Annotated in this window: 27 protein-coding genes and 1 tRNA gene; 18 read left to right on the plus strand and 10 right to left on the minus strand. The window is 64.4% G+C overall.

Features of this window, described 5'->3' with window-relative positions:
* Positions 1-313: 313 nt before the first annotated feature.
* A tRNA-Leu gene (locus tag JNJ68_RS13570) sits at positions 314-399 on the minus strand.
* 110 nt (positions 400-509) lie between these two features.
* Between JNJ68_RS13570 and JNJ68_RS13575 the strand changes: the two genes are divergently transcribed.
* Positions 510-1,547 carry a hypothetical protein gene (locus JNJ68_RS13575; protein ID WP_294982916.1) on the plus strand — a complete coding sequence of 346 codons (1,038 nt, stop codon included), beginning with the start codon at positions 510-512 and terminating at the stop codon, positions 1,545-1,547.
* 15 nt (positions 1,548-1,562) lie between these two features.
* Here the strand turns inward: JNJ68_RS13575 and JNJ68_RS13580 are convergent, their stop codons facing one another.
* The gene (locus JNJ68_RS13580) at positions 1,563-2,108 is read right to left on the minus strand and encodes a LuxR C-terminal-related transcriptional regulator (RefSeq protein WP_294982917.1); all 546 of its coding nucleotides are present in this window, start codon (positions 2,106-2,108) and stop codon (positions 1,563-1,565) included.
* Positions 2,109-2,221: 113 nt separating this feature from the next.
* Between JNJ68_RS13580 and JNJ68_RS13585 the strand changes: the two genes are divergently transcribed.
* From JNJ68_RS13585 to JNJ68_RS13595, 3 genes are read left to right on the plus strand one after another with little or no spacing between them, the layout of a single operon-like run.
* Entirely contained in the window at positions 2,222-2,926 is a 705-nt protein-coding gene (locus JNJ68_RS13585; protein ID WP_294982918.1) for a CoA transferase subunit A, read from the plus strand.
* Positions 2,926-3,567, plus strand: coding sequence for a 3-oxoacid CoA-transferase subunit B (locus JNJ68_RS13590; protein ID WP_294982919.1), 642 nt, complete (start codon positions 2,926-2,928; stop codon positions 3,565-3,567). Before JNJ68_RS13585 ends, JNJ68_RS13590 begins: the two co-directional genes overlap by 1 nt.
* Positions 3,560-3,847, plus strand: a complete 288-nt coding sequence (locus JNJ68_RS13595) for a GNAT family N-acetyltransferase (protein WP_294982920.1) — start codon at positions 3,560-3,562, stop codon at positions 3,845-3,847. Before JNJ68_RS13590 ends, JNJ68_RS13595 begins: the two co-directional genes overlap by 8 nt.
* Here JNJ68_RS13595 and JNJ68_RS13600 read toward each other — a convergent pair.
* Complete coding sequence (locus tag JNJ68_RS13600) at positions 3,844-4,695, minus strand: lytic transglycosylase domain-containing protein (protein ID WP_294982921.1); 852 nt, start codon at positions 4,693-4,695, stop codon at positions 3,844-3,846. The two genes, JNJ68_RS13595 and JNJ68_RS13600, sit on opposite strands and share 4 nt — an antisense overlap.
* A gap of 345 nt (positions 4,696-5,040) precedes the next feature.
* Between JNJ68_RS13600 and JNJ68_RS13605 the strand changes: the two genes are divergently transcribed.
* The 13 genes from JNJ68_RS13605 to JNJ68_RS13665 all read left to right on the plus strand — a co-directional run bounded on the left by JNJ68_RS13605 (position 5,041) and on the right by JNJ68_RS13665 (position 17,453).
* A complete protein-coding gene (locus JNJ68_RS13605) occupies positions 5,041-5,244 on the plus strand; it encodes a hypothetical protein (protein WP_294982922.1) in 204 nt (67 codons plus the stop codon).
* A 302-nt stretch (positions 5,245-5,546) separates the two neighbouring features.
* Positions 5,547-5,750, plus strand: coding sequence for a hypothetical protein (locus JNJ68_RS13610; RefSeq protein WP_294982923.1), 204 nt, complete (start codon positions 5,547-5,549; stop codon positions 5,748-5,750).
* Positions 5,751-6,023: 273 nt separating this feature from the next.
* Positions 6,024-6,884, plus strand: a complete 861-nt coding sequence (cpaB, locus tag JNJ68_RS13615; protein WP_294982924.1) for a Flp pilus assembly protein CpaB — start codon at positions 6,024-6,026, stop codon at positions 6,882-6,884.
* 210 nt (positions 6,885-7,094) lie between these two features.
* Entirely contained in the window at positions 7,095-8,492 is a 1,398-nt protein-coding gene (locus JNJ68_RS13620; protein WP_294982925.1) for a type II and III secretion system protein family protein, read from the plus strand.
* Positions 8,493-8,496: 4 nt separating this feature from the next.
* Positions 8,497-9,153 (plus strand): OmpA family protein, encoded by a 657-nt coding sequence (locus JNJ68_RS13625; protein ID WP_294982926.1) that lies wholly within the window; start codon positions 8,497-8,499, stop codon positions 9,151-9,153.
* Positions 9,154-9,396: 243 nt separating this feature from the next.
* Positions 9,397-10,656, plus strand: a complete 1,260-nt coding sequence (locus JNJ68_RS13630) for an AAA family ATPase (RefSeq protein ID WP_294982927.1) — start codon at positions 9,397-9,399, stop codon at positions 10,654-10,656.
* A gap of 16 nt (positions 10,657-10,672) precedes the next feature.
* Entirely contained in the window at positions 10,673-12,112 is a 1,440-nt protein-coding gene (locus JNJ68_RS13635) for a CpaF family protein (RefSeq protein ID WP_294982928.1), read from the plus strand.
* Between the two features lie 5 nt (positions 12,113-12,117).
* Positions 12,118-13,086 (plus strand): type II secretion system F family protein, encoded by a 969-nt coding sequence (locus JNJ68_RS13640; protein ID WP_294982929.1) that lies wholly within the window; start codon positions 12,118-12,120, stop codon positions 13,084-13,086.
* A 7-nt stretch (positions 13,087-13,093) separates the two neighbouring features.
* A complete protein-coding gene (locus tag JNJ68_RS13645; RefSeq protein ID WP_294982930.1) occupies positions 13,094-14,077 on the plus strand; it encodes a type II secretion system F family protein in 984 nt (327 codons plus the stop codon).
* Between the two features lie 34 nt (positions 14,078-14,111).
* Positions 14,112-14,654: a tetratricopeptide repeat protein gene (locus JNJ68_RS13650; RefSeq protein WP_294982931.1), complete on the plus strand. Its 543-nt coding sequence runs from the start codon at positions 14,112-14,114 to the stop codon at positions 14,652-14,654.
* 52 nt (positions 14,655-14,706) lie between these two features.
* Positions 14,707-15,564: a tetratricopeptide repeat protein gene (locus JNJ68_RS13655; RefSeq protein ID WP_294982932.1), complete on the plus strand. Its 858-nt coding sequence runs from the start codon at positions 14,707-14,709 to the stop codon at positions 15,562-15,564.
* Positions 15,564-16,061, plus strand: a complete 498-nt coding sequence (locus JNJ68_RS13660) for a prepilin peptidase (protein WP_294982933.1) — start codon at positions 15,564-15,566, stop codon at positions 16,059-16,061. Before JNJ68_RS13655 ends, JNJ68_RS13660 begins: the two co-directional genes overlap by 1 nt.
* Before the next feature lie 63 nt (positions 16,062-16,124).
* Positions 16,125-17,453: an ATPase gene (locus JNJ68_RS13665; RefSeq protein ID WP_294982934.1), complete on the plus strand. Its 1,329-nt coding sequence runs from the start codon at positions 16,125-16,127 to the stop codon at positions 17,451-17,453.
* A gap of 59 nt (positions 17,454-17,512) precedes the next feature.
* Here JNJ68_RS13665 and JNJ68_RS13670 read toward each other — a convergent pair whose 3' ends face one another.
* Both JNJ68_RS13670 and mgtE read right to left on the minus strand, forming a co-directional pair.
* Positions 17,513-18,073, minus strand: a complete 561-nt coding sequence (locus JNJ68_RS13670; RefSeq protein ID WP_294982935.1) for a 5-formyltetrahydrofolate cyclo-ligase — start codon at positions 18,071-18,073, stop codon at positions 17,513-17,515.
* Positions 18,070-19,416, minus strand: coding sequence for a magnesium transporter (gene mgtE, locus JNJ68_RS13675; RefSeq protein ID WP_294982960.1), 1,347 nt, complete (start codon positions 19,414-19,416; stop codon positions 18,070-18,072). The genes JNJ68_RS13670 and mgtE overlap by 4 nt, the downstream gene beginning before the upstream one ends.
* Positions 19,417-19,624: 208 nt before the next feature.
* On the opposite strand from mgtE, the gene guaD reads away from it, so the two are divergent.
* Complete coding sequence (gene guaD, locus JNJ68_RS13680) at positions 19,625-20,905, plus strand: guanine deaminase (RefSeq protein WP_294982936.1); 1,281 nt, start codon at positions 19,625-19,627, stop codon at positions 20,903-20,905.
* 300 nt (positions 20,906-21,205) lie between these two features.
* On the opposite strand, the gene JNJ68_RS13685 is transcribed toward guaD, so the two are convergent.
* From JNJ68_RS13685 to JNJ68_RS13705, 5 genes are all read right to left on the minus strand, one after another.
* Positions 21,206-21,523, minus strand: a complete 318-nt coding sequence (locus JNJ68_RS13685; RefSeq protein WP_294982937.1) for a ribonuclease E inhibitor RraB — start codon at positions 21,521-21,523, stop codon at positions 21,206-21,208.
* Positions 21,524-21,549: 26 nt separating this feature from the next.
* The gene (locus JNJ68_RS13690) at positions 21,550-22,119 is read right to left on the minus strand and encodes a hypothetical protein (protein WP_294982938.1); all 570 of its coding nucleotides are present in this window, start codon (positions 22,117-22,119) and stop codon (positions 21,550-21,552) included.
* A 75-nt stretch (positions 22,120-22,194) separates the two neighbouring features.
* Positions 22,195-23,535 carry an 8-oxoguanine deaminase gene (locus JNJ68_RS13695; RefSeq protein ID WP_294982939.1) on the minus strand — a complete coding sequence of 447 codons (1,341 nt, stop codon included), beginning with the start codon at positions 23,533-23,535 and terminating at the stop codon, positions 22,195-22,197.
* A 186-nt stretch (positions 23,536-23,721) separates the two neighbouring features.
* On the minus strand, positions 23,722-24,519 hold the full coding sequence (gene hisN / locus JNJ68_RS13700; RefSeq protein WP_294982940.1) for a histidinol-phosphatase: 798 nt from the start codon (positions 24,517-24,519) through the stop codon (positions 23,722-23,724).
* A gap of 87 nt (positions 24,520-24,606) precedes the next feature.
* On the minus strand, positions 24,607-24,969 hold the full coding sequence (locus JNJ68_RS13705) for a helix-turn-helix transcriptional regulator (RefSeq protein WP_294982941.1): 363 nt from the start codon (positions 24,967-24,969) through the stop codon (positions 24,607-24,609).
* Positions 24,970-25,124: the final 155 nt, after the last annotated feature.

Here is a 25,124-nt window from a genome sequence, read left to right on the forward strand (position 1 = left end):
CCTGACAAAGGTCGCGGGCTTTCCCGCCCGATCGACGAGGAACAACGGGACAGCACCAATGCCGAGGGCGAGGCGGGCTATCTTGCCCCCGCAGTCCGAACCCGGCGACATGGATCATGCCTGCATCGGCGCGCCAGCCTGCCCGAAGAACGGCTCGACGACCGTCCCTCAGGTCAAACCGTCCGCTCCGCCGACACCCCAATTTCCTATCGCGCAGGAGGGCGCCGCAACATGCCGACACAGGTAGACGAAGAGGGGGATCGAAATTCCGATCAGCGACCTCGGTGCTTTCTCTGAATTGACTGATCTGGAGTGGTGCCCGCGGCCGGACTTGAACCGGCAAGGCCTTTCAGCCGAGGGATTTTAAGTCCCCTGTGTCTACCATTTCACCACGCGGGCAACGCCTGAGACTTTAGCTTCTGACCGGGACGGCGGAAAGCCCGCACCTTGCCTTTCTCCGTCGATACCGTCTAGCTTGCGCCGCGTCATTCCAGCCCGACGGAGCCCCCATGCCAGCAGCACCCCTCGCGGTCACGCCCACCCTTTCGCGCGACATCGTGGCGGCATCGCTGGACCACCTTGCACAGATCACGCTACCCGGTGGCCGCTTCATCTATGCGCATGAGGTCGGCGACACCGACCAGCGCCACGACGGCTACAATCTCCTGCGGCACAGCGGGACGCTGTGGTTCATGGCCCGCGCGATGAACGAGACCGGCGCCGCACCGACCGATGCCACGCTCGACGCGATCCGGCGCGCGACCGGCTTCCTCGGCCGCAAGCTGGAACCCGCGCCCTGGGCCCGGCCCGACCAGCCCAGCCTTGCGCTGGTCGGCAAGGGCATGGTCAAGCTCGGCGGGATCGGCCTCGGCCTTCTGGCGCTGGCAGAAGTGGGCCGGATCGTCGCGCTTCAAGGCAGCCTGACCGACCTGCCTCTCGGCCTTGATGAAACCGTCGCCCGGTTGCGCCGCTATGCCCTGGACGAGATCGACGGCAACGATTTCCGCCACAAGCGCGTGCTTGCCACCGGCGAGGTCACCACCTTCCGCTCCGACTACTACACTGGCGAGGCGATCTTCGGCCTCTTGCTCACCGGCAGTACCGACGCCGATCTGACCCGCGTCACCACCGGGCTCATGCGGCGCGGCTATGGCTGGGCGCAGCAAAGTCACTGGATGGCCTATGCCGCCTGCGAGGCCGTCGAACGCGATCTGGTGCCGAAGACGCTGGGCGCGACCTATCTTACCGGGCTGATGGAGGCGATCCTCGGCGACGCGCTCTATCGCTACCGCCGCCAGTCCACCCCCATCGCCTGCCGCACCGAGGCGCTGACCCGCGTCCTTCTTCTCGCCCGCCGCCTGCCCGGCCTCTTGTCCGCCGATCTTCTGGCCCGGGTACGCGCCCATGCGGCGGAAAATCTGTCGCTGCAACTCGACTGGTATAAAGAGGGGCAGTTCCGACAGGGCGATGGCAGCCAGCGGGTGCAGATCGACTATATCCAGCACAACGCCACGGCCTTCCTGCACTGGGCGGAACTGGAGAGCTGACCGCTCGTCACCCCCCTAGCCCGCCGCCAGCAACCGGCTGACCAGCTCGAAACTGTTCCTGACCCCCATCTTGCGGATCATGTTCGCCCGATGGACTTCCACGGTGCGCGGTGACGATCCCATCGCCAGCGCAATCTCCTTCGAGGTGAAGCCATTCACCAGATAGCGCGCGATCCGCTTTTCCGTCGCCGTCAGCGGCCCCGCCCCCGCCTCGCCCGTCTCCAGTGGCCGGTAGGTCCAGACCGCCAGCCGCTGCGGGTCGTCGCGATCCAGTGCGGTCCCGTGCCCCTCCATCCACACCACCTGGCCGTCCTTGCGCCGCATGAAGCGTTCGTCGCGGTAAACCGGCACCGCCCCCATCGCCTTCCGCGCACGGTCGCCGATCAACTCATAGTCTGTCTGGCCCGGATACAGCGCCCGGATCGACTGCCCCTCCAGCTCGCGCGGGGCCCAGCCGAAAACCGCCTCGACCCTCAACGAGGCACGCAGGATCACCCGGTCCGCCAGGATCAGCGTCGCATCCGGCGCATGCAGGAAGGCCAGCCTCTCATAGTCGCGCATCGCCGCCTCTACGTAGCCACATACGTATTCTTACGGATGGCAGCTCACGGCGCAATCTTTCAGGATCGTCCCGGTCCGATGTTCCCATGTGCGGAACCGGGAGGAGACGACCCATGAACAAAACCTACCCAAGCGCCGCCGCGGCCCTTGACGGGCTCCTGCACGACGGCATGCTGATCGCCTCAGGCGGCTTCGGCCTCTGCGGCATCCCCGAGCTTCTGATCGCCGCCATCCGCGAGGCGGGGACCAAGGCCCTCACCATCGCGTCCAACAACGCGGGCGTCGACGGCTTCGGCCTCGGGCAACTGCTGGAAACCCGGCAGGTCAAGAAGATGATCTCGTCCTATGTCGGCGAGAACGCCGAATTCATGCGCCAGTATCTGTCGGGAGAGCTGGAGCTGGAATTCAACCCGCAGGGCACGCTGGCCGAACGGATGCGGGCAGGCGGCGCGGGCATTCCCGGCTTCTACACCGCGACCGGCGTCGGCACGGTGATCGCCGAGGGCAAGGAACACCACGACTTCGACGGCAAGACCTACATCCTGGAACGCGGCATTGTCGCAGACCTGTCGATCGTCAAGGCCTGGAAGGCCGACCCGAGCGGAAATCTCGTCTTCCGCAAGACCGCGCGCAACTTCAACGTCCCCGCCGCCACCTGCGGCAAGACCTGCGTGGTCGAGGTCGAGGAGATCGTGCCGCTCGGCAGCCTCGACCCTGACACCATCCACCTGCCGGGGATCTACGTCCACCGCATCGTCACCGGCACCCACGAGAAGCGGATCGAGAACCGCACCACCCGCAAGCGGGAGAACGCATGATGGCCGAGGAAACCAAGGGCTGGGACCGCAACGGCATGGCCGCCCGTGCCGCGCAGGAACTGCGGGACGGAATGTATGTGAACCTCGGCATCGGCATCCCGACGCTGGTGGCGAACTACATCCCCCAAGGCGTGAACGTGACCCTGCAATCGGAAAACGGCATGCTCGGCATGGGTCCCTTTCCTTTCGAGGGTGAGGAGGATGCCGACCTGATCAACGCGGGCAAGCAGACCATCACCGAACTGCCGCAGACCGCCTATTTCGACTCTGCCCAATCCTTCGCCATGATCCGCGGCGGCAAGATCGCCATGGCGATCCTGGGCGCTATGGAAGTGGCCGAAAACGGCGACCTCGCGAACTGGATGATCCCCGGCAAGCTCGTCAAGGGCATGGGCGGGGCGATGGACCTGGTTGCAGGCGTGGGCCGCGTCGTTGTCGTCATGGACCACACCTCGAAGCACGGCGAATCCAAGGTGCTGAAAGCCTGCACCCTGCCTCTGACCGGCAAGGGCGTGGTCGACCGGATCATCACCAACCTCGGCGTCTTCGATGTCGGCCACAAGGGCCTGCATCTCGTGGAACTCGCCCCCGGCGTCACGGAAGCCGAACTGCGCGCTGCGACAGAGGCAACGATTGTCTGACCACATCGTCACCCGCGAACACGGGGCAACCAAAGGCCGCTTCGTCATCCGCCGCGAGGGCGGAGAGGCCGAGTTGACCTATTCGGTGACAACGCCGACCCTGATCATCGCCGACCACACCGGCGTCCCGGACAGTTTCCGGGGCACCGGAGCGGGCCTGGCCCTGGTTCAGGCGCTGGTCGATGCGGCGAGGGCGGACGGGTTCAAGATCGTCCCCCTCTGCCCCTTCGTGAACGCCACCCGGAAGAAGCATCCGGAATGGGCTGACGTCTTCGTCTAAAGCCCCGCGATATCGGTGCGGAAGACGCAAGGGTCCGTCACCAGCATCGGCTGGCTGACGCAAAGCCCCTGCGCCACCTGCCAGGCGGCCAGCACCTTCGGCACATAGTCGCGCGTCTCGGCATAGGGCGGCACGCCGGAATTGGCGCGCACCGCCCCTTCGCCCGCGTTGTAGGCCGCCAGCACCATCACCGGGTCGTTGTCGAACTCCTTCAAGAGCCAGTCCAGATAGGCGACCCCGCCCTTGATGTTCTGCACCGGATCGGTCGAATCCTTCACCCCGAAGCGCTCGGCCGTCGCCGGGATCAGCTGCATCAGCCCCACCGCGCCTGCCGAGCTGACCGCATCCGACCGCCCCGCGCTCTCGATCCCGATCACCGCCAGCACCAGCGCGGGCGAGACCCGCGTGTCCAGCGTCGCGCGCAGGATGTCCTTGCCGTAGGTATCCGCCACGTCTTGCATGTGCTGCAGGCGCGGTGCGCCCACGACCGTGCCGTCCGGCCCCTCCGACAGCGAGGCCAGCGCGATGTCGAAACGGTCCGCCGCCGCACCGATATCGGCCGGCACCTTGTCCCAGTACCAGGCATAGGACGAGGCCGGTGCCGGCCCCGGCTTGCCGGTCGCCTCGTCCGCGACCTTCGGCTCCTCGTGGTCATGCACCGGGTTCGGGTCGACCTTCGGCAGCGCCGCCAGGTAGCGCGCCTGTTCCTCGGGGTCGATCTGCACGGTGATCCGCTTGCCCGGCAGGCTGTCGCCCACCTTGACCCGCTTGAAGCTGAAATCCTCTGCCCCTGCCGCCCACGGGGTGGCCACGCAGAGAATCGCTGCGATCCATGAAGTCTTCCGCATGTCTGTGGCCTGCTCGCCTTGTCGTTTTGCCGGGAGAATCGCAGGTTCCAACGCCAGCGACCAGAACTTTTGCGGATCAATCATGGCATTTCTGCCTGAATTGGCGAAAAAACCACGCCATACCACGCAAGAGTGAACAGATTCCTAAATTTTCTTTCCTTTACTTTCAGCATCTTGTCCAGAAACGCGCGGATTCTTTCTAAGGACCAAGATTCTGCGAATGTCGTCCAAACTGCTGCCATGTTTGAGGGGCTTTATATCCCCATACCGAACGACGACGGCGAGAGTTGAGGCCTAGATCGGAGCGGTTGAATGTTAAGTGAGCACCTTAGAAAGGGACCCAAAATGACCAAGTTCTCCGCTTTCCTGAAAGACGAAGCCGGCGCCGTGACCGTTGACTGGGTGGTTCTGACCGCCGCCGTCGTGGGCCTGGGCCTCCTGGTCTTCACGTTCGTCCGTCCGGCCGTTTCGAGCCTGGCCTCGGGCATCGCCACCGAAATGGGCGACGCTCAGACCTGCATGTCGTCGAACGGCACCGACTGCGACTGATCTTTCTGCGAACTAAATCAACTGGCCGCGCTTCGGATGAGGCGCGGCCAGTTTGATTCTTGTGGCCCTGTCCTGGTCCGTCCGGATCAACTGGCCAACCGGGCTGCGCACCACCGAGGGCAGCGCACCTGCGCAGGCACAGCCTACAGACAGCCCCGCGCAACCCCGGAAATACCCCGCTGCGCACAAATTCCTGCCATGATTGCAAGGTCAAATGGCTGCATACCGAACGACGGCTCAAGGCCTCGCCTGCTCGGACCGGTTGAGTGATGCATATGAACGCCTTAGAAAGGGACAAGACCATGACCAAGTTCTCCGCCTTCCTGAAAGACGAAGCCGGTGCTGTGACTGTTGACTGGGTAGTTCTGACCGCCGCCGTCGTGGGCCTCGGCCTGCTTGTCTTCACCTTCGTCCGGCCGGCCGTCTCCAGCCTCGCCTTCGGCATCGGCGAGAAGCTCGGCGACGCGCAGGAATGCCTGCTCACCGACGACACGGTCACCTGCTGATCCACCGTCGTGCCGATCCGACAGCGGGCCGCACTTCTCCGGAGGTGCGGCCCTTGCGCATGTTCGGCGGCCCCGTCATTTCCGGACCTCATTCGCAACGTGCCCGACATCCGTTAAACTTTCGCCGTATTCGGGCGTCATTGTCTCGATCTTGGAACCTGTTCCGCCGCCACGCGATCGCCCGTCACCTTGATGGTCCACCGATGCGGCACTAGAAGCACCGCCGGGCCGCCAGGGTAAGACCATGGGCAGCTCCCACCAGTAGAGGTTGAAATGAGAGCAGTATTCGCGTTGGTCCTTCTTGTCGGCATGGCCCTGGCCGGCATGGCCGTCTACATGATCCAGGATTACATGGCCGATCTTGAAGGCGCGCTTCAGCAGGAAAAGGCCTTCAACGCCAAAGCCGGAAAGCTGGTCGAGGTCTATGTCTTCGCCAAGCCCAAGAAATATGGCGACGCGCTCGCCGAAGGGGACGTGCAACTGATCTACTGGCCCGAAAAGGCGCTTCCCAAGACGGTCTTCACCGACAAGGCGACCCTCTTCCCGGAAAACGCCGATGGTCCGCGCTACATCATGCGTTCGACCGAAGCGTTCGAGCCGGTGCTGGCCAGCCGCGTGACCGAGCCGGGAAAGCTCGCCAGCCTGACTTCGAAGCTCGAGAAGGGCAAGCGCGCCTTCGCGATCAAGATCGGCATGGACAGCGGGGTCTCGAACTTCGTCAAGCCCGACGACTACATCGACATCCTGTGGACCGGCAGCGTCGCGGGTATCGAGGGCGGGATAACCCGGCAGATCGAAAGCGCCGTCCTAGTCATCGCCGTCGACAACGCGATCAACGAGGGACAGGTCGCCTCCGACAAAGTTGCGAAAACGGTGACAGTCGCCGCCACGCCAGAGCAGGTTGCGCGTCTGGCCCAGGCCCAGTCCACGGGTCGTCTGACGCTCTCGCTCGCACGGGACTCCAGCGAAACCATTGAAGGCACGGTCGAAACCGACACCAAGGCCATGCTCGGCATCGTCGAGGAAGTCGTGGCGCCCGAGGTCGTCGTGCCCGAAGTTAAGAAGTGCTATGCCAAGCAGCGCAGCGGTGGCGTGCTTGTCGATACCGGTGTCGAGATCCCCTGCAAGAACTGACACCAAGCTCCTTTCAACCACAGGGCGCGGCCACATCATATGGGGTCGCGCCCTTTCATTTTTCCAACCCGTTGCGACCTGTTGCAGTTTATCCACATCAACTATTTCCCCCAAAGCATTGATTCTTGCAAAAAAACAGGGACTGGTCCATTCTGCCTCCGATAAGGGCGTTCAAGACCCAAACGAGGCGTGGTCGAAAGGGCAGATCACATGAACATGAAACGACTCCTGGTAGCAGGTTATCTTGGTGCGATTCTCGCATCTTCGGCTTTGACGCCGGTCTCCGCCGAAGTCCTGCGCGTCATGCAGGGCCAGGCCAGCGAATCCCTCAACGTTCCGATGAACCGGGCCGTTGTCGTAGAAAGCGACGTTCCGTTCGCCGAGCTTTCGATTGCGAACCCCGGCATTGCCGACATCTCGACGCTGTCGGACAAGTCCATCTATGTGCTGGGCAAGGCGCCGGGGCGGACGACGCTCACGCTATTGTCTCCGGAAGGCACATTGATCTCGAACGTCGACGTGCATGTCACGCCCGACATCGCCGAGTTCAAGGAGCGTCTCCAGCAGATCCTCCCGGGCGAGAACATCGAGGTCCGCACCGCCAACGACGGCATCGTGCTTTCGGGCCAGGTCTCCTCGACCGCCAAGCTTGACCGCGCGCTCGACCTCGCCAACCGCTATGCGCCGGAACGGGTGTCGAACCTCATGGTCGTGGGGGGCACCCAGCAGGTCATGCTGAAGGTGCGCTTCGCCGAGATGAACCGTTCGGTGACGAAGAACTTCTCGTCCTCGCTGAGGTTGGGCGACGGCGGCCAGTTCGGCGGCGAGACAGGCACGCTGCTTGGCTCGGGCGCTCTGATCGCGGCGGGCGAGAACGTGCCCTACCGTGCCAATGTCACCGGCGCCATCGGTCTGGGCGGCTCGATCGGCGGGCTGGAGTTCGACGTCCTGCTCGAGGCCCTGGAATCCAAGGGCATGGTCCGCACCCTCGCCGAACCGAACCTGACCGCCCTTTCCGGGCAGGAAGCCAAGTTCCTGGCCGGCGGCGAATATCCGGTTCCGGTCGCGCAGGACAACGACACCATCTCGGTCGAATTCAAGCCCTTCGGCGTGGAGCTGAACTTCACCCCGGTGGTCGTCGACCAGGACATCATCAACCTGACCATCGACGCGGCCGTGTCCTCGATCGACCCGGCGAACGGCTTCACCTCGGGCGAATTCACCATCGCTGCCTTCAAGCGGCGTGAGACCTCGACCACGGTGGAAATGCGCGACGGGGAAAGCTTCGCCATCGCGGGTCTGCTTCAGGATGATTTCCGTGACGTGAACTCGCAACTGCCCTGGGTCGGCGACATTCCGATCCTCGGCGCACTGTTCCGCAGCTCGGAATACCAGCGTTCGCAGTCCGAACTGGTCGTCATCGTGACGCCGCACCTGGTCACGCCGGTCGCGGGCGCAGCGCTGGCGCTGCCGACCGACCGGGTCCGAATCCCGACCGAACGCGAGCTGTTCCTGTTCGGCGACGTGGCCTCCGGCCCGAAGAAGGGCGCGGCGGCCGAGGTGGCGCGGCAGGACTTCAGCTCGTCCTACGGCTATGTGATGGAGTAAGGAGATGACCCGCATGCTTCCCAAGCTGCTTGCAGCCTCCGCCCTCCTCGCACTGACCGCCTGCGGCGAGACCTCGACAAGCTGGGACCGCGAACTTGGTTCCGAAGTCGACAAGGGCCAGTTCGGCAACGCCACGATGAACAACACGCTCATCCAGACGGGCGAGATGTCCTACACCGTGGCGCTTGCCGAGCGCTTCGCGGCCGAGGTTCCCGACACGATCAACTTCGCCTTCAACAGCTCCGAGCTCTCGGACGAGGCGCGTGCGATCCTGCAAAAACAGGCGAACTTCATCCGCCAGTTCCCCGAGGTTCGCTTCCGCGTCTTCGGCCATACCGACAAGGTCGGCTCGAACGGCTACAACCAGCGTCTCGGCCTGCGCCGGGCGAAGGCGGCAGTCGCCTACCTGACCTCGCTCGGCATCAGCCGCTCGCGGCTCGAGGCGGTGGTCTCCTACGGCGAAACCCGGCCGCTTATCGCGACCAACGAGGCCGAAGTCCGCAACCGCCGCACCGTGACCGAGGTGTCGGGCTTCGTGAAGTCGCATCCGCTGGTGCTGAACGGCAAGTATGCCGCGATCATCTGGCGCGACTACGTCCAGAGCGGTGTCCGCCCGCACGACGGCAATGCCGCAGACGGCGAGGGCAACGGCGGCGGCTGATCTCCTCTCTCTTGCCAGGACAGAGGCCGGGCCCAGTGCCCGGCCTCTTCGTTTCCATATTCGTGATAATCCCAGAAACAGGCATTTTTAGCCCAATTATCGCCACCATTTTTGAACAAGGTCCGGCCTGTAGGGTAAGTTCAGGGGTCTTTGGTCCTTGGGTGACACCGGCGCAAGACTTGTGCGGTAACCCGTTGGAAGAACAGTAGATAACGGCCCCGTACCGAAAGGACGCGACGCGAGATGACGAGCAAAGCCACAGTTCAGAGCGATCCGGCACCGATCCTCGCCTGCACCATTTCCCGTGACGTGCAGCGATTCGACCTGCTCATCGACGACATGGAGCAGGAGCTGGGCGAAGCCTGGGGCGACCTGAACTTCGAGGATGCTCTCGTCTTCCTCAAGCAGCCCGACAGCACCGGGATGCAGTTCGTCGCCATCGCCGTCGACAGCGAGGATGAATCCGAACTGTCGAAGATGAACGACGTGATCAAGGCGGCGAAAGCCAAGAAGATCAAGGTTCTGCTGATCGCCAACCAGGTCAGCCCCTCGGTCCTGCACCAGATGCTGAAGCTCGGGGCCGATGACTTCGTGCCCTATCCCCTGCCCGAGGGTGCGCTGCACGATGCGATTGAGCGGCTGCGCAAGCCCGCCCCGGTCATGCCAGAAGGCTATGACCCGGAAACCGGCGCCTTCAATCCGGTCTTCAAGCCCAAGGGCGACCGCAACGGCGTCATCCTGCCGGTGCATGGCATGGCCGGCGGCGTCGGCGCCACCACCTTTGCCGCCAACCTCGCCTGGGAGCTGGCGCTTCTGCCGGATACCGAAGGGATGCGCGTCTGCGTCATCGACCTCGACCTGCAATTCGGCTCTGTGGCCACCTATCTCGACCTGCCGCGCAAGGAAGCGGTGCTGGAAATCCTCACCGACACCGCCTCGATCGACGCGGATTCGCTGATCAAGTCGATGCTGACCTTCAACGACAAGCTGCATGTCTTCACTGCTCCCTCCGACATGCTTCCCCTGGAGATGGTCTCGCCCGAGGATATCGGCCGCATCCTCGACACCGCCCAGGCGAACTTCGACTTCGTCATCGTCGACATGCCCTCGACCGTCGTCGCCTGGACCGAGGCCGTGCTGACCCGCTCTCATGTCTATTTCGCGCTGCTCGAACTGGACCTGCGGTCCGCCCAGAACATCCTGCGCTTCGTCCGCGCGCTCAAGGCAGAGGCTCTGCCGCACGACAAGGTGCGCTATGTGCTGAACCGCGCGCCGAAATTCACCGACCTCTCTGCCAAGGCCCGCGTCAAGCGCATGGCCGAAAGCCTGGACATCGACATCGAGGTCCAGCTGCCCGACGGCGGCGAACAGGTGACGCAGGCCAACGATCACGGCCTGCCCATCGCCGAGAGCGCGGGAAAGAACCCGCTGCGCAAGGAACTGCAAAAACTTGCCAAGTCATTGTATGAAATAAACAAATCGGCAGAAGTTGCCAGAGCCTGAACAAGGGGAATGACCAGTGTTTAGCCGTTTCAAGAAAGACAGCCCCGGCGCCCGCCCTGCATCTGGCGCGCCCGCTTCCGCTACGGCCCCGGCCGACAAAGCCGGCTTTACCGGCCGCGCCCAGGCCTCGGCCCCGGTCCAGCAACGCGCCGCCGCCGAGGTGATTGCCGCCGACAAGGAGAAGAAGCGCAAGGAACGGCTGACCGAGCTGAAGGTCGAGATCCACAAGCGCCTGCTGGAGGACCTGAACCTTTCGGCCATCGAATCCGCCACCGAGCAATCCTTGCGTGGCGAGATCGCCGCACTGGCGACCGAGGCGCTGGACGAAATGTCCGTCGCACTGAACAAGGAAGACCGCCTCGCGCTGACGCAGGAACTCTATGACGAGGTCATGGGCCTTGGCCCGCTGGAGCCCCTGCTGAAGGATGAATCGATCAACGACATCCTGGTCAACGGCCCGAAGCGCATCTTCGTCGAACGCGCGGGCAAGCTGGAGCTGTCCGACGTCACCTTCCGCGACGAACGCCACCTCCTCCGGATCATCGACAAGATCGTCTCCGCCGTGGGCCGCCGCGTCGATGAATCGAACCCCTATTGCGACGCCCGTCTTCAGGACGGCAGCCGTTTCAACTGCATGATCCCGCCGATCGCGGTGGATGGCTCGCTGGTGTCGATCCGGAAATTCAAGAAGGACAAGCTTCGCATCGAGGACCTGGTCCGCTTCGGTGCCTTCACCGAGGAAATGGCCGCCTATCTCCAGGCCGCCGTCTCCTGCCGCCTCAACATCATCGTTTCCGGCGGTACGGGTTCCGGTAAGACGACCACGCTCAACGCGCTGTCGTCCTTCATCGACAACCACGAACGCGTGCTGACCATCGAGGACACCGCCGAACTCCAGCTCCAGCAGGTCCATGTCGGCCGGATGGAAAGCCGCCCGGCGAACGTCGAGGGCAAGGGCGCCGTCACCCAGCGCGACTGCCTGCGCAACGCGCTGCGGATGCGTCCCGACCGCATCATCGTCGGGGAAACCCGGGGTGAGGAGGTCATCGACATGCTCCAGGCCATGAACACCGGCCACGACGGCTCGATGACGACGATCCACGCCAACAACCCGCGCGACGCGATCAGCCGTCTGGAGAACATGGTCGCCATGGCCGGGATCGAGATGCCGCTGAAGGCGGTCCGCAGCCAGATCGCATCGGCGGTGAACCTGATGGTCCAGGCCAGCCGCTTGCAGGACGGGACCCGCCGCATGACTTCCGTGACCGAGATCACCGGGATGGAGGGCGAGGTCATCTCGATGCAGGAGGTGTTCCGCTTCGAACGCCTCGGCGTCGAGCCTTCGGGCAAGATCATCGGCCGTTTCAACGCGACCGGGATCCGCTCGACCTATTCCGACCGCTTCCGCCAATGGGGCTTCGACCTGCCCGCCTCGATCTACGAACCGATCGTCTGACCGCCATGCAGATCAGCACCGCCCCCCTCATCTACCTCATGATCTTCGTTGCGGTCGTCGTGATCGTCAACGGCATCTATCTGATCGTGTTCGGGAAATCCATCAGCCTGAACTCGAAGGTCAGCCGGCGCCTGTCGCTGCTGGAAAAGAACGCGAACCGCGAACAGGTGCTCGAACAACTCCGCAAGGAGATGAACCAGCACCTGACCGCGAAGAACATTCCGCTCTATTCCATGCTGGCCAAGAAGGCGCAGCGGGCGAACATCGCCTTCTCGCCCCAGGCGCTGATCGGGATCATGGCGCTTTTGTCGGTCTTCGCCTTCCTGATGCTCTCGGTCTTCACCGCGGCCGATCTGGGTCTCCGCATCGTGCTCGGCATCGCCATGGGCGTCGGCGGCGTCTTCGTCTGGGTCAACCGCACCGCCAAGCAGCGGATGAGCCTCCTGGAAGAACAGCTCCCCGACTCCATCGAACTGATGGTCCGCTCGCTGCGCGTCGGCCACCCGTTCTCGACCGCCATCGGTATCGTCGCCAAGGAAATCCCGGACCCGCTCGGCTCGGAATTCGGCGTCATCGCCGACGAGGCAGCCTACGGTCGCGACGTGGCGGAATCGCTGAAGGCCTTCGCCGAACGGATGGACAGCCAGGACCTGCGCTTCCTCGCCGTCGCCGTCTCGATCCAGCAGCAGTCCGGCGGCAACCTGGCCGAGATCCTCGAAGGCCTGTCCAAGGTGGTCCGCGCCCGCTTCAAGCTCTTCCGCCGCGTCCGCGCCATCACGGCCGAGGCAAAATGGTCCGGCATGTTCCTCTCGGGCTTCCCGATCGTCGCGCTGGTCATGATCAACGTCATCCAGCCCGACTACTACGACGAGGTGAAGACGACCTCGGCCTATGTCCCCGCGGCGCTTTTCGTCGTCACGTTCCTGATCATCAACATCATCTACATGAAGGTGATGACCAACATCAAAGTGTAGGTCGACCATGAGCTTCTTTTCCGATTTCCTCACCGGGCTGACCGACCGCTTCGGCCCAATGGCACCGCTCCTCGGCGTCGGCCTGCTCGGGATGCTGCTGATCCTTCTGGCCCTGCCGGTGGTGATGAAACGGCAGCGCGACCGTTTCCGCGAGTTGAAGGACCAGGTTCCCAATACCGGCAGCGAAAAGAAGCGCGCGCTGCGCAAGACGGAAAAGGTCGACAAACTTGAAAAGTTCGCCCACTTCCTGGAACCCCAGAAGAAGGAAGAACTGTCGGCCGCCAAGCTCAACATGCTGCGGGCCGGCTACACCGGCAAGAACTCGGTCAGGATGTTCCACGCCATCCAGTTCTTGCTGGCGACCTTGTTCCTCATCGCTGGGCTGATCTTCGCGCTCGTGAAGTCCTTCTCGCAGGAGATGTCGATGACCGACCTCCTCCTGTACAGCCTCCTGCCCTGCGCCATCGGCTACTATCTCCCGCGCTACTGGGTGAACAAACGCGTCAACCAGCGCCAGACCGAGATCATCCAGGGCTTCCCCGATGCGCTCGACCTGATGCTCGTCTGCGTCGAGGCCGGTCAGTCGCTGGACCAGTCGATCATCCGCGTCGGCAAGGAAAGCCGTGTCGGCTATCCCGCCCTCGCCGATGAATTCGATATGGTCGCGCAAGAGGTCAAGGCCGGCAAGGAACGGATTTCGGTCCTCAAGGACATGGCCGAGAGGGTGGGCGTGCCCGACGTCGCGTCCTTCGTGACCACGATCATCCAGTCCGCGACCTTCGGCACCTCGGTCGCCGACGCGCTCCGGGTCTATTCCGCAGACATGCGCGACAAGCGCATCATGCGCGCGGAAGAGAAGGCCAACATGTTGCCGACGAAACTCACCCTCGGCACTATGCTGTTTACAGTTCCGCCCCTTCTGGTCATTCTCATCGGGCCGTCCATCTACGGCATGGTGACAATGCTGGGCCAGCTTGCAAGCGGCCTCTGAGGTTCGAACAGGGTGTGACTTGCGCCAAGCGGCGATGTTGACCGTCTGCACTGCTCTGCTGGTCGGCTGTACGCCGACCAGTGGCGTTTCCAGGAATTCCCCCTACGGCATCGACGCGAAAGGTCACGGGGTCGACGGCATGACCGTTGGCCACCGGCTCATGGAAGCGGGCGAGCCCGAGCTTGCGCTCAAGGCATATCTGCGCGGCGCGGGAGAGGTCGGCATCAACGCCGACGTGCTCTCGTCCATCGGTTCGGCCAACCTGGCGCTCGGGCGCCTCGGCCAGGCCGAGAAGCTCCTCCGCCGCGCGCTGGAGCTTGATCCGAATTTCGTCCCCGCCTTGAACAACCTGGGCGTCACGCTGATGGAGCAGGACAATTACGGCGAGGCCCGCGTGATGTTCCAGAAGGCCTTCGCGCTGGATAGTGGCGAAACGGACTCGATCCGCGAAAATCTGATGCTCGCTATCGCGAAAAGCGAAGCGAGTGTGTATGATCCAACCCAAGAACAAGAAACAGGCGGGTTCCGTCTCGTCCGGCAGGAAAAGGGCAAGTTCGTCCTTCTCTCCGATCTCTAGGCGGAGACGCGCCCAGTCAAGCTACGGGCAGTCAATAAAAAGGACGCTGAAGATGCGCCATCCGGTTTCCCTCATGCTGTGCCTTGGCGGCGCAGTGATTTTGTCGGCCTGTCAGAACAGCTCTGACGCCCAGGTGCAAAGGGCCCTCAAGGACGTCAACGTCATCGACGAATCCAATCTCAACGACGTGATGCTCTCGGTCGCCGACCCGAACGAGGCGGTGGAGTATTTCACCCGCACGCTGCAACAGAACCCCGACCGCATCGACGTGATGCGCGGGCTGGCCCGCTCGCTGATCCGGGCGCAGAAGACCACCGAATCCGCCCAGGTCTGGCGCAACGTCGTGGCCCATCCCGAATCCACGCCGGAAGACCGCGTGATGCTGGCCGATGCATTGATCCGGTCGAACCTGTGGGGCGAGGCCAAGGCCGAGCTGAACCAGATTCCGCCGACCCACGAAAGCTTCGACCGCTACCGTCTGGAAGCGATGGTCGCGGACAGTGACAAGAACTGGAAGAAGGCCGACAGCTTCTATGAAACCGCCGTCGGACTGACCACCACCCCGGCCAGCACATTGAACAACTGGGGCTTCTCCAAGCTGACCCGCGGCGACAAGCAGGGCGCCGAAAAGCTGTTCATCGAGGCGCTGACCTATGATCCGCAGCTTTTCACCGCCAAGAACAACCTGGTCCTCGCCCGGGCAGCGCAGCGCAAATATGACCTGCCGGTCGTCAAGATGACCCAGACCGAACGGGCCGAGCTCCTGTATTCCATGGCTCTCGCCGCAATCAAGCAAGGCGACGTCACGGTTGGCAAAGGTCTTCTGAACCAGGCGATCGAGACCCATCCCAAATATTTCGAAGCCGCCGTGCGCAGCCTTGAAGCCCTTGATGCCAATGTGAAGACCTGATGCTTGAACCGACCGATGCGATGATCCTTCTGGTTCCGGTGCTGCCCATTGCGATATGGGCGGCCTGGTCCGACCTGAAGGCGATGAAGATCCCGAACGCCTCCGTGCTTGCCATGGCTGCCGTCTGGCCGCTTCTAGGCTGGTTTGTGGTACCCACCTGGGCGCTGTGGTTCTGGGGCTTCGCGCTGATGGCCGTGGTCTTCGTGGCCGGCTTCCTTCTGTATCTGACCGGCACCTTCGGGGCGGGCGACGCCAAGTTCGCCGCCGCGATGGCGGGACTCTTCGTCGGCGGGGACATCGGTGAAATCCTGCTGATCACCTTCGTCTGCATGGTCGGTGCGCTGTTCCTGCACCGCCTCCTGCGCAGCCTGCCCTTCGTGCGGAATGCGACGCCCGACTGGGAAAGCTGGACCCGGCGGCGCTACTTCCCCTTCGGCCTGGCGCTTTCGGCAATCGTGGTCTTCTACCTTCTTGCCGCCATCTGGCCACAGGGCTGACACAAGTTACGTTTACGACTCAAATCAAAGCCCTTCGCCGCGATTGTCCACGGAGCTTGTGAAATGAACGCTGAAGCCCCGGTTTCCCCCCCTGTTTCCGGGGTTCAACCGCCCCCGTCGCCCCGTTCGCTGGCCGATACGGGGCTGTCGACCATCATGATGCGCGACATCTTCCTGAAAACGATGTTCCGCACCAACCAGGACCAGGTCTCGGTCCTGTCCAGGTCGATCTGTCTGCCCGTGCCGCTGACGCAGGAACTGATGGACCTCTGCCGCACGCAGAAGCTCGTCACCGCGACCGGCACCATGCACGCCACCGCCGGCAACGAGATGGGCTATGAACTGACCGACGCCGGCAAGGCCCGCGCGCTGGATTCGCTCTCGCAGTCGGAATACTACGGCGCGATGCCGGTGCCGCTCGACCATTACCAGGTGCAGATCAAGCGCCAGTCCGTCCGTGACATCCGCCTGAACCGCGAACAGCTCCTCTCCGGCATGGGCCACCTGATCCTGCCGCCCGACCTGATCGACAACCTCGGCCCCGCCGTGACCTCGGGCCGCTCGATCCTCTTGTACGGCCCGCCCGGAAACGGCAAGTCCTCGATCAGCCACGGCATCCGTGCCGCCCTCGGCGACAAGGTCTATGTCCCCCGCGCCATCGAATATTCCGGCCAGATCATCTCGGTCTACGACCCGATCGTCCATTCCGCCGCCGAGGCCGCCGTCGACGACCCGAACTCGCTGCGCCGCACCTCGAACCGCTTCGACAACCGCTACGTCTATTGCGAGCGTCCCTCGGTGATCACCGGCGGCGAACTGTCGCTCGACATGCTCGATCTCAACTACAACCCGACCGCCCGCACCTACCAGGCGCCCCTGCAGCTCAAGGCCACCGGCGGCATCTTCATCATCGACGACCTTGGCCGCCAGCAGGAACCGCCACAGAAGATCGTCAACCGCTGGATCGTGCCCTTGGAGGAATCTCGCGACATTCTCGCCCTGCAATCCGGCGAGAAATTCACCGTCCCCTTCGACACGCTGGTCATCTTCTCGACCAACTTCCACCCGAACCAGATCTTCGACGGCGCCGCCCTGCGCCGGATCTTCTTCAAGATCAAGATCGACGGGCCAAGCCAGGAGAACTTCCTGAAGATCTTCGCCATGGTCGCGCGCAAGAAGAAGATGCCGCTGGACGAAACCGCGCTGATGCACCTGATGAAGGTCAAGTTCCCGACCATCGCCAACAACTACGCGAACTACCAGCCGATCTTCCTGATCGACCAGATGATCGCGGTCTGCGAGTTCGAGAACATCCCCTACCAGATGACCCCCGAACTGATCGACCGCGCCTGGGGCAACATGTTCGTTCGCCAGGAAGAAATCGCGCACTGAGAGGCCCAAGTTCCTTAAGCAAGGAATTTGTCAAAATTCTTCCTCAAGAATTTTGGGCGTCACGCGAAAACCGTGACGCCCTTTTCCGTTACCACCGCATCCAGCCGCTGATCGAACGCATCCGTGGGCACCTCGGCCACCTCCTGCGCCGCAAAGGCAAACCCCACCGCCAGCACCGGCCCCCGCGACCTGAGCAGCTCCAGCGTCCGGTCGTAGAACCCCCCGCCATAGCCCAGCCGGTAGCCGCGCGCGTCGAAGGCCAGCATCGGCACGATCATGACCTCCGGCTCCACCCAGGCCCCCTCCTCGGGGATCATCGCCTTGAACGCGCCCTGAACCAGCCTGCACCCCGGCGACCATTCCCGGAACCGCAGCGGCGAGGCCTTCGCCACAATCACCGGCACCCCCACCGGCCCCTGATGCGCCGCCATCGCCGGCAAGGGGTCGATCTCCGACCGCATCGGCATGTAGCCTGACAGCGCCTTCCCCCGATGCGGCGCCAGGAAATCCGCGAGTATCTCCGCCGCCTGCCCCTGCCCCCCGGCAAAAGCCTCCGCCCGCCGCGCAAAGGCCTCGGCCCGCGCCGCCGCCTTGAAATCCTCGGCCTTCCCGTCCGTCATGTCAGCATCACCGTCGCCAGCCCCAGAAAGGCAAAGAACCCCATCACATCCGTCAGTGTGGTGACAAAGGTCCCCGAAGCCAGGGCGGGGTCCAGCCCCATCCGCTCCAGCGTCAGGGGCACCAGCACGCCGCCCAGCGCCGCAACCACCTGGTTCACCATCATCGCCAGCGCCAGCACCGCCCCCAGATGCCAGTCGCCAAAGATCAGCACCCCCGCCGCCCCCAGGATCAGCGCCAGCCCCACCCCGTTCATCAACCCGGCCAGCAATTCCCGCCGCACCACGCGCCCCGCATTGGCTCGCGTCAGGTCGCGCGTCGCCAGCGCGCGCACCGCCACGGCCAGCGACTGCGTACCGGCGATCCCTCCGGTCGAGGCGACGATGGGCATCAGTGCCGCCAGCGCCACCAGCGTCGCGATCGTGTTCTGGAACTGGCTGATCACCAGCGCCGAGAGCGATGCCGTGAACAGGTTCACCACCAGCCAGGGCAGCCGCTGCTTCACCGTCTCCACCGGCCCGTCGCTGACGCTCGCTTCCTCGCCGACCCCGGCCAGCAGCAGCATGTCCTCCTCATGCTCCTCGTCCAGCACGATCATCGCATCGTCGATGGTGATCACGCCCACCAGCCGGCCCGAACCATCGACCACAGGGCAGGAAATCAGGTGATACTGGTTGAAGATATAGGCCACATCCGCCTCTTCATCCGTCGCGGCCACGGTGCGGAAACTGTCCTCGGTGATATCCTTCAGCCGCACGGACCGGCCTGCCGACAATACCCGTCCCAGCGTCACGTAACCCACCGGCTGCATCCGCGGATCGACCAGGATCACATGATAGAACTGATCGGGCAGGTGATCGGTTTTCCGCAGGAAGTCGATCGCTTCTCCAACGGTCCAGTGCTCGGGCGCCACCACCGTTTCGCGCTGCATCAATCGGCCGGCGGAATGTTCCGGCCAGGCCAGCGCCTGTTCGACCGCCATCCGGTCGGCCGCGTCCATCGCGCCCAGAAGGCGCCCCTGGTCCTCCGCCTCCAGATCCTCGACGATGTCGACGAGATCGTCGGAATCCAGCTCCCGCAGCGCATCCGCCACCACATCGTCCGGCAGCGCATCCAGCACGTCCTCGCGGATCGCGTCGCTGATCTCCGACAGCACCTCGCCGTCGATGACGGCGGAACCCATCGCCAGCAGCGCCTCGCGGTCGGTCTCGCTGACCTGCTCCAGAAGGTCGGCCACGTCGGCCGGGTGCACCGGATCGAGCAGGGCCTCGACCCGCGCGCTGTCCCCGGCGCGGGCAGCGTCCAGCGCCGCATCCAGCGTCGCTTCCAGCGTGGCCGCATCCATCACGTCCGGCGTCGTTCTGACCGTCGTCTCCGCCATGCGCCCCCCCGCTCTTTCGCCACCCTTCGGTGGCTTTTCCGGCAACGGCAGCACCTGTCGCCCGCCCCTGCGCCTTCGCGCTTTTGCGAAACAGTTTCAAGCCATGATCTGCAACGGCAAATTTACCGCTGCCCGGAAACCGCCTAGTCTGACCCGGTTCAAGGGGCATGTCATGACCGATCTCATCCTGGGCCAGGTTCTCCGCTACACGGGCGATCCGTTTCGCGACGGGCTCTCCGCCGCCCAAGTCCTGCACCACGGCGCCGTCGCCGTGGAGGCTGGCCGCATCGCTGCGTTGGGTGAAGCCGCCGACCTGCGCGCCCGCTTCCCCCAGGCCCGCTTGCATGACCATGGGCAAAAGCTAATCTCCGCGGGCTTCATCGACGCCCATGTCCACTACCCCCAGACCGCGATCATCGCCTCCTGGGGCAAGCGGTTGATCGACTGGCTGAACACCTACACCTTCCCCGAGGAAATGCGGTTCAGCGATCCCGCTTACGCCGAGGAGATCGCCAACCGCTACCTCGACCTGATCCTCGCCCGCGGCACCACCACCGTCTGCTCCTACGCGACGATCCACCCGGCCAGCGTCGACGCCATCTTCACCGCCGCCCAGTCGCGCGGGATGCGGGTCTTCGCGGGGAAGACCTGCATGGATCGCAACGCCCCGGAAGGCCTCCGCGACACCGCCCAGTCCGCCTATGACGACAGCAAGGCCCTGCTGGAAAAATGGCACGCGAAGGGCCGCCTCTCCTACGTCATCACCCCCCGCTTCTCGCCGACTTCGACGCCGGAACAGCTTCATGTGCTCGGCCAACTCTGGCGGGAATACCCCGACTGCCTGATGCAGACCCATCTCAGCGAGCAGACCGACGAAATCGCCTGGGTGAAAGACCTCTTCCCCCAGTCCCGCGACTATCTCGACACCTACGAGGCGCAAGGTCTTCTCCGCGAAGGCGCTGTCTACGGCCACGCCATCCACCTGACCGACCGCGAGAAATCGCGCCTGATCGAGGCGGGGGCGTCCCTCGTCCACTGCCCTACCTCGAACACCTTCATCGGCTCCGGCCTCTTCGACATGACCCTCGCCAGCCATCTCCGCGTTGGCCTCGCCACCGACACCGGCGGCGGCTCGAACTTCTCGATGCTGCACACCATGGCCGCCGCCTACGAGGTGGCGCAGCTCCGTGGCCAATCCCTGCACCCCGCGCAACTCTGGTGGCTCGCCACACAAGGCTCGGCCCGGGCGCTACGCTGCGAAGACAGGATCGGCAACATCGCCCCTGGCATGGAGGCCGACCTCGTGATCATCGACCTCGCCTCCACACCCGCCATCGAACAGTCAACGCGGCGGGCGGAAGACCTCTGGCAACAGCTCTTCCCCACCATCATGATGGGCGACGACCGCGCGATTGCCGAGGTCTGGATCAGTGGAAAACGCCACCGCCTCTGACCGGCCAGCCCTTTCACCTGGCAGCAAATATCCCCGCCGGAGGCAAACACCCGAGGTTCTGCGCGTCCTTCACGCGCAGAACCGAGACAAAAGACTTGCGCCGCAGGCGCTCGATTCGAAAGCCGCCCCCAACCCGTGATGCAGAAGGTCGCATCGCGCAGCACCAGCCCCAGGCGCCTCCCCTCCGCAGAGAGGGGATGGGGGGTGGCGGCACCCGGCCAGCAAGGCAAAGACCACCCGATCGCGCCCGCGCGACCCCTTGATTTCCCTGCATCCGAAACGCCTGACCAGCGGGACCAGTTACTCCGCCAGCTCCCAGCCGTCAGGGTAGAAGTCATGCTTCAACGCGATCTCGGTCGCCGCATGTTCCCGCTCCCAGATCGCCTCGGCGGTGACCGGCATCGGCCCGAACGAGGCCACCAGCGTGTCGCCATCCTTCAGCCGCCGGGTCTGGAACCCCGCCAGCCGAAGCGCCCGCTCGAAAGCGGGCCAGCTCGCGTCGTTCTCCTCGATGAAGAAGGCAAACTCGACCACCGCCGTCTTCGGCAGGCTCACCCCCTTCGACTGCTTGAAAGTCTGGAACGTCTCGCGCCGCTGGGCGGCATAATCGTGCGACATGGGCAGCCTCCTGCCCGCCTTCTACCTCACTCGGCCCGGTGACAGAAGCCCCGCTCATAGGCCGCGTCCCAGGTCCAGTCGCTCGCGTTCAGCGCCTCGAACTCCACCGGCTCCAGCACCCGCGTCTCACCATCCTCGACCGCCGTCATGTTCCACAGGTCGACCTCGCAGGCGAAGGCCCGCCCCGCCGGCTCGCCCGTGTGATGGTAGCCTACCACCGTGAACTGGTTATCAAGGAACTGCACCTCGGTGACGATCCGCCCCGTCCCCTCCTCGTCGGCATATTCCGTCACGATCTGGAGCGTGCTGCCGTCCCCGGTTTCCACAACCTCCAGCGCCTGCTTCGTCGCGAAGGCACCGATGGCAATCACCGGGTTGTCGAACTGAGGCTCGCCCTCGGCCACCGCCAGGCTACCCGGATTGCCGCCCCAGATCACCAGACGGGCCATGTCCTCGTTCTGCAACAGCCGGGCAAGGAAGGTGAAGCCGTCACCCGATGTCCCGGCCCAGTTGCCGCTGGCTTCCGACAATACGGTCTCCGCCGCAGCGGGAAGGCCGCAGGCAAGAAAAACGGCAAGGCTCGCAATCACACGCATTCGGCTCTCCCAGGTATCAGGTGCCGCGACCATGCCGCCCCCGTCCGGAAAGCGAAAGGGCAGGAAAACCAGCCCCTATCCCGCCAGCCGCGCCGCCAGCCGCCGCTGCTGCTCCAGCACACGCGGCAGGTCCAGCGTCACCATCTGCCCGTCCCGCACCACCTGCCGACCCTCGACGACCAGATGCCTCACCCGCGTCGGGCCGCACAGGGCCAACGCCGCCACCGGGTCCCAGCTCCCCGCCGCCTCTACCCCACGCAGGTCCCAGATCGCGAGGTCCGCTCGCTTGCCCGGCTCGATGACCCCGAGGTCATCCCGCCCCAGCACCTGCGCGCCGCCCAGGGTCGCGATCTCCAGCACCTCGCGCGCGCTCATCGCATCCGCCCCCCGCGCGACCCGCTGCAACAGCATCGCCATCCGCGCCTCGGCCACCAGGTTCCCCGCATCGTTCGAGGCCGAGCCGTCCACACCCAACCCCACCTTCATCCCCGCGTCCCGCATGGCGCGGACAGGGGCGATACCGGAGCCGAGTCGACAATTCGAACACGGGCAATGGGCGACGCCCGTCCCCGACCGGCTGAAAAGTTCAATTTCCGAACCATCCAGCTTCACGCAATGCGCGTGCCAGACATCCGCCCCGGTCCAGCCGAGATCTTCGGCATACTGGCCGGGGCGGCATCCGAAACGCTCCAGCGAATAGGCCACGTCCTCGTCGTTCTCGGCCAGATGGGTGTGCAGCATCACCTGCTTGTCCCGCGCCAGCAGCGCCGTGTCGCGCATCAGCTCGCGGCTGACCGAGAAGGGCGAGCATGGCGCCAGACCCACCCGCAGCATCGCCCCCGGACGCGGATCGTGAAAGCGGTCCACCACCCGGATCATGTCGTCCAGGATCGCTGCCTCACCCTCCACCAGACTGTCCGGCGGCAGGCCCCCGGCGCTTTCGCCGATCGACATCGCCCCCCGCGTCGGGTGGAAGCGCAGGCCCACCTCTCCCGCCGCCGCAACGGTGTCGTCCAGCCGCGCGCCGTTCGGATAGAGGTACAGGTGATCCGAAGTCATCGTGCAGCCCGACAGCGCCAGCTCCGCCAGCCCGACCTGGGCCGAGACGAACATCTCTTCCGGCCCGAACCGCGCCCAGATCGGGTAGAGCGTCTTGAGCCAACCGAAGAGCAGCGCATCCTGCCCGCCCGGGACCGCCCGCGTCAGGGTCTGGTAAAGATGGTGATGCGTGTTCACCAGGCCCGGCGTCACCACGCAGCCAGCGCCGTCGATCACCTCGGCCCCCGGCGCGACCAGCCCGGACCCGACAGCGGCAATCGCCCCGCCCCGTACAAGAACATCGGCACCGGAAAGCTCGTCCCGACGGGCATTCATCGTCACGACGATATCGGCATTGCGGATCAGGAGATCGGGCATGGTGCACCTTTCGCACACCCTTCGGTTTCAAGGGAAACCGGTGCCCGCCGTCAGAAGGGAGAAGGACACGGCAGGCCCGCCAAACATAAACGGCGACGATCCTGTCCCGCAAGCCTTCGGTCACGCGCCAACCGCCGATGGCAGACAAAGGACCTTCAAATCTTCCCGAAGAACCTGCCCCAGCCCTCAGGCGTTCAACAGCGTCAGCGCCTCGGCGTGCAGCTCCCGGCTCGCCGCCGCCAGGATGCGCCCGCCCTCATGCGCCGGGCGGCCCTGCCAGTCGGTGACGATGCCACCCGCAGCTTCGATCACCGCGATGGGGGCTTGCACGTCATAGGCCTGCAAGCCCGCCTCGATCACCAGGTCGATCTGGCCCGCCGCGATCAGCGCATAGGCGTAGCAATCGGTGCCGTAGCGCACCAGCTTCGCCCCCGAGGCCACGCGCCGGAAGGCCGCGCCTTCTTCGGGCGTGCCGACCTCGGGGAAGGTGGAAAACAGGATTGCCTGCGACAGCGGTCGCGTGGCCCGCACCGCAAGCGCCGCCTCGCCCATCGGCCCGGTGACCCGCGCCCGGCCGAGGCCGCCCTCGAAGCGTTCGCCGATATAGGGTTGGTCGATGATCCCGAAAAGCGGGCCTTCCGCGTCGCGGACCGAGATCAGCACGCCCCAGGTGGGCGTGCCCGCCAGATAGCTGCGCGTGCCGTCGATCGGGTCGAGCACCCAGGTCAGGCCGGAAGTACCATCAAGCGCGCCGAACTCCTCGCCCAGGATGGCATCCTGCGGTCGGCGCCGGGCCAGGACTTCGCGCATCCGCTCTTCGGACAAGCGGTCGGCGGCAGTCACCGGGTCGAAGCGCGCGGTTTCCTTGGTTTCGGCCGCAAGGTCCCGCGTCCGGAAATGCGACAGCGTGGCGACCCGCGCCACATCCGCCAGTTCATGCGCCGTCGCAATCAGCTCGGACGCCAAAGTCTCGGAAATACGCATCCTCTCTCCCTTGGCCTGCCGGTCCCGCGTGAGGGGGCCGCCCCCAGGGCGCGCTAAACGCCCAGGGGGTCGAGGTCAAGATCGGGATCAGGCAGCTTCGGAAAGAACCCGCGCCAGGTCGAACAGCCGACGGCGCTGCGCCTCGGGGATCGCGTAGTAGGACCGGACCAGCTCCAGCGCTTCCTTGTCCGACATCATGTCGCCATGCGCGTAGGTGGGGTTGGACTGGCCCTCGCCGAGGCCCTCGAAGAAGAAGGAGATCGACACGCCCAGCGCATCCGCCACGTCCCAGAGGCGGGAGGCGCTGACCCGGTTCATGCCGGTTTCGTATTTCTGGATCTGCTGGAACTTGATTCCCACCTTGTCGGCGAGCTGCTGCTGGGTCATGCCGACCATCCAGCGGCGATGACGGATGCGCTTGCCAACATGGGCGTCTACGGGATGCTTCATTCTTGACTCCAAAATCGAGTGTACGTTCCCCTCGGTGATCTATAAGCAAGTTTCGTGCCAAGTCCGGCGATCCGGGAAGTATTAACGAAATATTCCTCAGCCGCGCCAAAACCTGTCTTTTTGGATATGTCCAATTATCCAAGCGTACAACACAC

The organism is Tabrizicola sp. (assembly GCF_016793705.1).
In the GTDB taxonomy this organism is placed as follows: Bacteria; Pseudomonadota; Alphaproteobacteria; order Rhodobacterales; family Rhodobacteraceae; genus Tabrizicola.